At 36.5% G+C, this 9,504-nt stretch carries 3 protein-coding genes; all 3 read right to left on the minus strand.

The window, feature by feature from the left end; genetic code table 11:
* A partial coding sequence (locus tag ACLTU0_RS08515) for a CBM35 domain-containing protein (protein WP_412322059.1) occupies nt 1–7,245 on the minus strand: 7,245 nt, incomplete at its 3' end.
* A gap of 195 nt (nt 7,246–7,440) precedes the next feature.
* On the minus strand, nt 7,441–7,887 hold the full coding sequence (locus tag ACLTU0_RS08520; protein ID WP_412322061.1) for a hypothetical protein: 447 nt from the start codon (nt 7,885–7,887) through the stop codon (nt 7,441–7,443).
* Nucleotides 7,888–8,087: 200 nt separating this feature from the next.
* On the minus strand, nt 8,088–9,386 hold the full coding sequence (locus ACLTU0_RS08525; RefSeq protein ID WP_412276361.1) for a hypothetical protein: 1,299 nt from the start codon (nt 9,384–9,386) through the stop codon (nt 8,088–8,090).
* Nucleotides 9,387–9,504 lie beyond the last annotated feature (118 nt).

Consider the following 9,504-nt stretch of genomic DNA (forward strand, 5'->3'; position numbering starts at 1 on the left):
CATCTCACCATGCCATATAAATGCCTTCGCTGAAATGTTCGTCATATCTGATGGCAATGACATTGTTCCGTCGCCACTGTATTCCGAATTGCTGTCAAATTCGGGTACAAAACTTTTAACCGATACAAGAACTCCGTTCCGATACAAAGCTACATATATCTTAGTGTCGGGATAACGCTCTTTGCCCGCAGTAACGGTTATGTTAAAGTTGCCTGTCTGCTTGTTCAGATTGAACGATTTAACGCCCCACTCCGGTTCGGTTTTATCATCATTATTATCATCTGACGCTTTATAATTATATACTTCACTCTGCACTGTTTCACTGTTGGTATACTTTTCGCCGTTGCCTATTGACGTGATAGTATAATAATATTTTCCGTCTTTTTTAATATAAGCTGTGAAATCATATGTGAACAGTTCCGTTTCAACCTTTTTCAACAAAGAATTGTCACGGTAAAGTTTCAACTCATACTTTTCTGCATGCGCCACAGATGTCCACGTTGCAATACCTTTTTCAAATTTAATTTCAGACGGCGCCGGAAGCTGTACAACGTCAGTTCCGGGTTCATAATTATAGCCGACACTTTGCGCACTTTCATCACTGTCCGTATAATACTTTCCGTCACCTATCGTTGTTACAGTATATGTGTATACTCCCTTTGAATCTATATACTCCATCATATCACAGTTTAGAATATCCGATTCGACACTTATAACTTTGCCATATGCAGTTCCGTCCTTATAAAGCTGTATTTTGTATCCTTGTGCGTTTGCAACAGCTCTCCATGATGCTTTTCCATCCGAAAAGCCGAGCAAAACAGGCATTTCAAGCTTAGCAGATATTACATATTCATTACTTTCCGCCTCATCACTGTCCGAATAGTATAGTCCGTCACCTAAAGCAGTAATCTTATAAGTATAGCCTCCGACTCCGCTAAATTCAAAATCAAGAGAAAGTCTATCTCTTACTATTTCAGGAGCACCCTCGGCTTTGCCGTTCTTATAGAGTTGTATACGGTATCCTTCGGCACCTTCTACCATACTCCACTCGGCTTTGCCGTTATTGAACGTCACACTCTCCGGTACGTCAAGTTTTTGAGCAACAGGATTATGCTCATAATCAGTACTTGTAACGGTTTTGCTCTTGTCGCTTGTCTGACCGTTTCCAAGCGCTATTATACTGACATAATAAACGCCCTTTGCACTAAGAACAAATTCACATTCAGTCTGCGCCGCATTATTAATCATCTTTGTGTCTGTCATAATGTCGTCGCTTTCTTCATTATCTGTTTTCTTATACAGTCTTATCATATAACCCTCGGAATCACTTACTGCTCCCCATGAAACATTCAGTGTTCTGCCATCGTTGTTTATTGAAATCTCTAAGTTTTCAGGTGCATTCACCGGCGGTTTCTGTATGTACTCAAAGACATTACTTTCCGTTGTTTTCTCGCTTGCTATATAATATTCATCACCAACGGTTTTAACAGTAAAATAATATTTTCCGTCAGTTTCAAAATCAAATACATACTGCGTAGTATCCGCATTGACACGGTATACTTTCCCTAACGGTTCACCACCGTCTTCAGTCTTGCAGTAAAGCTGAATATCATAGCCAAGTGCATTTTCAACAGCCTCCCATTGAGCGATACCACTGCCTGAAATTGAAGCGGATGCAGGCGGAGCTAAATTAACCATATATTTATATGTCATGCCATTGTTTTCGCTACATGCTATATCTCCCTGAGTATAATATTCACTGCTGCTCTCGGCTCTGACATGAACGCTGTATGTACCGACCTCCGTAATATTACAATCATATTCTGTTGCCGTAATACCTTGTACAGTTTCACCTACCGCTGTATACACATCTGCCGCTTTATCATATTTATAAACTCTTACACTGTAGCTTTGTGCGTTATCTACCGAATTCCATTTTGCCTTTCCGTTTTCAAACAAAACTATTTGTGGCGTAGCAAGTTTTTTCGTTTGTCTGTAATCCTCGCTCTGCACTTCATCACTGTCACTGAAATTATCACCATCACCTATTGCTTTAACCTTATAAGCATAGTCGCCGACGCTCAATTCTGAAAATTCATATTCGGTTGTATTTTTTGCAATATTTATAGGTTCGCCCTCGGCTGTATATTCCTCACCCGATTTTTTATAAAGCTGCAAAACATATCCGTCTGCATTTTCGACTGTATTCCATTCTGCTTTTCCGTTTATAAACGTAAGTCCCGCAGGCGTAGCAAGCTTTTTGGGATTTTCCTTAAATGCACCGGTAATAACTGCGGTTTCGTTTGGCATAATAAACATACCATTTTCACCGATTTCCGTACCATTTACCTTCAGCGACTCAACCAATATATTTCTGTAACCCTTATTCGGAGTTACCTTTACAAATATGCGATTGCCCGCCTCGGCAGTATCCGTGCTTTGTCTTGAACGTATTGTTTCAACTGTACCGCCGACAAACTGAGATGTGTCAATATCATACATTATAGGCTCAATCTTAAAATCATCAAACCAAATCGTCTGATACCATGATGTCCAGAAAATTCCGAGTGAAAGCTTTGAAAGCTCGCTCATATTTGCCAAAATCCATCCGTCTCCATAGCTTGTATCCGTAAACTGTGTACCGTCAATATACAACTTATAACCTGTGCCGTCCTCATTCACCACAAATTTATAATCTCGCAGATTCATATCGCTGTTTGATTCCTCTGCAATCTTATAGTCGGTGCCGTCAACGCTTAAATACACCGTATGAACACCGCCGTTGTCGGTATTCGGAGATACCGCATGAATCTGTGTCAAAATATTTCCCGATTTACCGTTAAGTCTTATAAAATATTCATTGTTGTTTCCGTTGTCATTATCACCTTGCTGAAAACCTGCTTTAAAAGAAACAACAAAATTTCCTCCAAGCTTTTTCGCAATATTTACCTCGGCTGTGCTGTCCGACAAACCGTCTTTTGTATATTTCATCTTGACAGCCGATGTTATGTCCTTGTCAAGCCAAAATTGATTCCAATATTTATCGGTATAAAATCTCAGCATTCCGTTGCTTTGTGATATTATATCATTATTTGAGTTTATATTACCTGTATTTCCGGATATGCTCCAGCCATCCGCGGTATTCTTTATATTTTCATATACTTCGTCATTATCAAAATCTTCGTTGTAATACGTTCTGTCATACGGCTCTACATCGGCATAAACTATTCTGCGCACTGTATTGCCATCCTCGCTTACAACATCAGCAACCATCATAATTCTGTATGCGTCCTCCGGAACAATCTTGTCTGTTATCGGAGTATATCCACTTTGATCCGTTGTGCGATATGCAAAACTTACCTCTGTTTTATCATTATCGATTGTGCCGCCCGACGATGTTAATGTATAATCAAGAATGTCGCCCGGCCATATTTCATCTCTGTCCTCTATGGTATTCTTTATTTCTGCATCTACGTTAAACTCAACGTCATCTGCCGCCGATACTACTTTGATGTCATCAAAATGCATACTTTGATACCAAGCTGCGGAATAAACCTCCATATATAAATCTGTGATTATATTATCGGTAAGCGGTGTACTGCTCTCAATCCATTCACCATATTCATCGGTATTAAGCACTTGACCGTCAACACTTACTCTGTATTTGCTGTTAGTCATGTCAAAATTTACAGCAATTTCGTACCACTCTGTATTATTATTTACATTATTTATTGGATCCTTAAGCGTATATGACAAATTATCACCACTGCCGTCAGGATTTTTAACACCCGTTAATTTTAATTTATCAGTTATTCCGTTTTCATTATTCGAGCGTTCCGGCGTTTGTATTTGTACAATGACATTGCCGTTCTTATCTTTTATGCGTATTGAATTATACCCTGCTTGTTCGGGATTTGGTATGTCAAAATTGACCTTAAAGGACAACGTGATATCCTTTGAAAGCTTTTCATTTATTTCATCTTCGGAAATACTTTTTTGTGCGGCTCCGGCTTTTGCCAGATTAACATTTACATATCCCGATGTCCACCACGAATTTCCGGCTGATAATCTTAATGAATTTTCTCTGCCGCAGAATCCTCCTATCTGTGCAAAAGGAGCTGTATCTCCCCATGTGCCAAATGTCCAACCGTTTGAATTGCTTGTAATTGTTTCCGTTGTTGTACCTGTTGTATCAAAATCCTCATAGAACAATGTTTCTGCACCGTTCTCTTGCGTATCCGCACCGGATTCTATCTTATATAAATTGGCACTGCGTGCCGCAATGCTGTTTGTTGTAAAGCTATCTCCCGAAATCGTTACGGAACTGTTGTCCCATAATTCAACTGCACTGTATTCTTCTGTCGGATTCAATCCTACATCTGCAAGGTTAAATTCCTTTGTTTTACTTGTGCTGTCAAAGTTAAACACCGCAACATATGTATAGCCGTTATCTTCCATGTAATATACATTGTCGGGATCCTTCTTATCGTTCTCATAAGGTGTATTCCATGCGCTTGTTGCTTTTGTTGGACGGAATGCTTTGCCAATACGCACCACGTCATTAATACGCTCGTTCATAGCAACAGATTCAACGCCACTTTTTGCTTTATCGCTACTGAAATCATTACTCAGAAGCATTACGCCTCCTGCAATAACTCCCGATGTATATTTACCACGCGCCGTATCAGTATCAAAACCCAGAAGAGTCGGCACATAGAATGAAATCTGGTCAGGATCGGTATATTCATAAAGGTTGCCGTCCTGCCACCATCCGTACTGTAACGCATTAAGCATATATTTCGCCTTTTCAAGTGAATTTGATTTTTCTGTTCCTATATCGCAGCTCAGTCTTCTCGAATGTGCATACTGACTTGGGAACAACGGTGCTATCGAGTAGTTCAAAAAGAATTTTTCGGGATCAATATATTTTGTGAACTCTTTGCAAAGTGCATTATATGCCTGCATACCCGTTGTAATGCTACTATCCGCATAATTTCCTTCAAGAGTACAAAAATTCAAAAAGTCAATCTTTAAATAGTCAAATCCTATACCGGTATAGGTCGACATAAAGTTCTTAACATCATTTTTGAAATGGTCTGAAGTCGGATCAATCGGTATTGAATTTTTAACTACACCGTATGTCGAATCAGTTTTTGCAAGTGCAACGGGGTTTCCGTATTCATCTGTTATCGCAGAATCTCTTACACCCCAACCTTGCATATCATTATCCCACAAAACATGTCTTGCGTTGTAAAGGCCAACTTTCAGTCCCTTGTTATGAGCATATTCTACATATTCTTTAAGTTCTGTGTATGGATCTTCCTTACTGTTGTCTATCAAATTATCATAATATGAATCTATATTTACCCATGTTATTCCGTTTTCGTCACAGAATCCACCCGCATTAAGAGTTGCCATTTCATCGGATGCGTTTTTCATATTTTCGAGAGTCACCTTGTCCTGATGAGCATTCCATGAACTGAAACCGAATATCGAGCCACTGCCCCAGCTGAGTTTGCCGTTATTTCGTTTATTTGCGTCACCATATGTTTCCATTCCGTCACGCCAATCATCAAAATATCCTAAAAACATCTTTGGTGATGATACCTTTGTTCCCTTAATTGAGCCGTGTGGTTGGAAATCATATGTAAATTCCTTTGAATTTATACCGGCAAATGCACCAAAAAAGTTAATATTCCCGTTATCTGCTGTTGCCCAGGTGCTTGTACCTGTTTTCCATGTATCATGATCCACCGAACCCGCAATTACACTGTTTCTTGAATTGTTATCAAAAATTGCCGTAACAAAATAGCTTGTATGTGCTCCGTTAAGTGTTTCAGGATTATAAGCCGTATATCCATCGTTCGAAAACGGAACGAAAAGCGCTCTTGCATCGGTTTTTGTTCCTATATCTACAACATTTTCTCCGGATGTACTTATAGGCGCCATAAAGTTCGTCGATATTTCATTGTCCGAACCGAGTTCTACCTGAACAAGTGCATACGGCATATCTTTATACACATAAAACTTCTGATACATTGTCGGAAGATTTTCCGCTTGGTTTACAACCGTATAAAGTGCGCCCTGTCCGAAACCGTCATCCAAGACATCGTATGTAACATAACGATCGGTATAATCCGATGATTTTACAACGGTATTTATCATATTTCCGTCACCACTGTCATACGAATCTTCTACTTTAACTACAGATTCAAACCCGCTTACTTTAATGTCACTACCGTATTTATAGTCTGCCTTACCGGTGTTTAAATTATAATCAATGCTGAAAATGCCGTTTGTAAACGGTGGCTCCGTATTTATTCCGAGTAGATTGATATTCTCAGTGTTACTCTCCGAGTTGTTTTCCGCTTCCTTTAACTGAATTTTATCAATATCAGGAGCCTGACCGTATTGATTTTTAAATGTGATTTTATGCTCTCCTGCCGTAAGAGTAAGCTGTACCACAGCAGTATCGATTCTATCGCTTTCGTTGGTAACAGGGCAATATACAGTATCAACAAGAACATTATCAGCATATACTTCCAGTGCTCTGTAATCCGCACTGCTGTACCATATACCAAGGTTATACGCCCCATCCTCATCGGCTTTGACAATAAAATCCGCACTACCGCTCTGTCCCAGACCGGTAATACCACTGCCGTCCGACGCCTTGTAAATGTCACGATGTGACGTATTATTTAACGTTGCCTTTGTGTCCTCCGTAATATTTGGCAATGTATATCCCTCTGTATCGACATCAAGATAATCTACAGATATTCTGTAATCTGTTCCATCATCAGTTATACCCTTTGTGCTGTAAATCTTTACATCATTCCAACCGGCATTGAGTTTAAGCGTCATTTCCTGTGTCTGAACGCTATTGCTTGCCGTTGTCGTGAATTTTGTGTCGTTTCCTGTATCCCATGCATACCAATTTACTCTGACATAAAAATCGGAATCCTTTTTCGATATATATCCAAGCTTTGCATTATATGTGCCGGCTTCCTCTGCCCATATCTTAAATACAACCGTACCTATATCTGTGCTTTTTCCGCCTATGCGTTCAACTACATAGCCGCCGGATGCAATGCTGTTTTGCACAACATCAGCCCATCCACCGGTATATTGACGTTCTGCTTCATAACGTGTCATACCGGTATCCGCAGAAACCGGTATGACCGGAATTATTGATGTGCTCAATGCGACTGCAGCACATACTGATACCATCTTTTTATAAAAGCTCATAATCAAATCCCTCCTAATGTTTATTTTATGATTTGATTTTATTATATCATTGAGCTTTGTATATTCAATTGAGAAAAATTTAATGTGCATATGAATTTTTTAATTAGTTTCCGTTATTGCTGATATTTTAAGTATTTATAAAAAATAAAATTTAGACAAAACAAAAACCCTCGACATTTTACTGTTCGAGGGCTTTTATTTAAGCAACAATTCAACACGTTCTTGTATTACACGTTCAACTGTTTTTAATATTTTCTTGCTCCAATTATATCTTGGATGTTTTTTGAATTTGAAGTTTTGCAACTTATGCAGTTTTTGTTTTTGTGAATTTGTTATATAGTGTTTTGCAAACTCCATAAAATCCGAATATGTTGCAGGCGTACGGGTATTGACATATGCGGAAATATCATCAAGTTCATTTTCCATTGCAAATCCCCATAATGACAATCCGTTATCAAATATCGGTGCATTGTCAATTACCGTATTCGTATGATTATCAACAAGAACACTGAAATTACCAAAGTGTCTGTCTGTATTACACACTACTGCGTCAAACACAAACATATCAATCAATTTATCAAAATGCTCATCACCCAAATTTTTATAATAGTCCGTAACTGCATTTATTCCGCCTTTTGACACCAATCTTGAAATCGGAACAAACTAAACATCTTTACTTGTAAAAAGTTCACATACCGAACACAATCGTCCATCATATTTTCTTAAATTATACTCAACCGCATATCAAATATTTTATTGGTATTGTTTTATATTCTCTACTATATCCTTATCAACAATCTAGTAATCCTTTGATAAATAATTATAAATCGCTTTTATACAGTTCAATGAATCAATATCTGAAAATAAAACTCAATCTTATGAATATGAGTTTTATTATCTATAATTAATATATCTTTAGGTACTGCTATGATATTATATTTATCATCAAAATTCAAGAAAAAATAAAAATCTTTATTTACTTTTTTTATTTGGTCTTTTGTACAATTAGGCAAATCTCTTTTTATAGCAGAAATTGCATTCTTCCAATCATTACATTCGTCATAGCCAATCTCATATGTCTTCCCATTTAATATCGTTTTAACCTCAATATACAAGTCACTTTTGATCCAATCATTTAGATTATGTACAACAATTTTGATATTTTGGGAATGTGCTGATAGATATTTTAACAAGTATTCAAATTCTTCATCCATCAATTTTCTATTTAAAAAAATTTCTTTTTCAATAACTTGTCTTAATTCATTTCTATCACTTTTATTATTTTTACATTTTAATAAACATTTTTTTAGGTTTTCGTTTTCCTGCAAATTCAAAGCTGTAAATTCTCTTCTTGGTTTATATTTAACGAAAAGCTTTTTTAATAATTTTTTTCTTCTTATTTGCTCAATTATTTCATCTTTAAACATTTTAAATAATGTATCATACTTCTTACTACTAGCTAAAACATCTATATCATATCCATCTGCACTTACATATATATTTATAGGAATTCGAATAAATTTTACAAAAACATTCTCTATACCATCAATACTTAATAATTCATCAGGTTCGCTTTTTGTTTTATCATTAAACAAATTCATTTCATCAAGGAATACTTTGTTAACACTCTCAATATTTTCCTTAAATATTTCAATATTATTTACAGTAATATCTGCCTCTAATTTTTTATCATTATTATATACAACTTTATCAATAAATTGATAGTTGTCATAATCTGTAATTATTTTCTTATTAATCGGGTCTAAATAAATATTTTTAATTGTATCTTTGCGTCTTTGAACAGTCCTTAAATCTTTTAATGCTTGCTTTCCTTTCGACAACAATGTACACCTATTTGTTGTACAATAAATTATGTCCTTCACGCTCAAATCCGCTAAAGTTACCTCTAATAATTTTCTATCAATCCCCAATACATTCGCCAATTCATCAATTTCCTGCAAATTTTCATTTATCAAGCGTAATACTATTTCTTCTAACAATGGCAATCTATAAAATGAACGTTTAGTAATTGATAATACTGTTTTTATTATAGGCACATATATATCTTCTTGTTTCACAAAAATATATCCTTCATTCTTCCGTATATTAATATTCAACAACGACTCAATTAATTTGTCCATTATAATTCTCCTCCTGATATAATAAGGCACTCATCTTCATGTTCATGTATATAGTCAATTATTTCTACAAACTTATTATCCGGATCATCAAATTTATAGAAAAAATCCATATCTCCAC

The sequence above is a fragment of the Hominilimicola sp. genome (assembly GCF_046972485.1).
In the GTDB taxonomy this organism is placed as follows: domain Bacteria; phylum Bacillota; class Clostridia; order UBA1381; family UBA1381; genus Hominilimicola; species Hominilimicola fabiformis.

Bases quoted from the DNA above. Each gene is read 5' to 3' on its own strand.
- ACLTU0_RS08525 (WP_412276361.1), bottom strand. From the start codon at position 9,386: ATGGACAAATTAATTGAGTCGTTGTTGAATATTAATATACGGAAGAAT.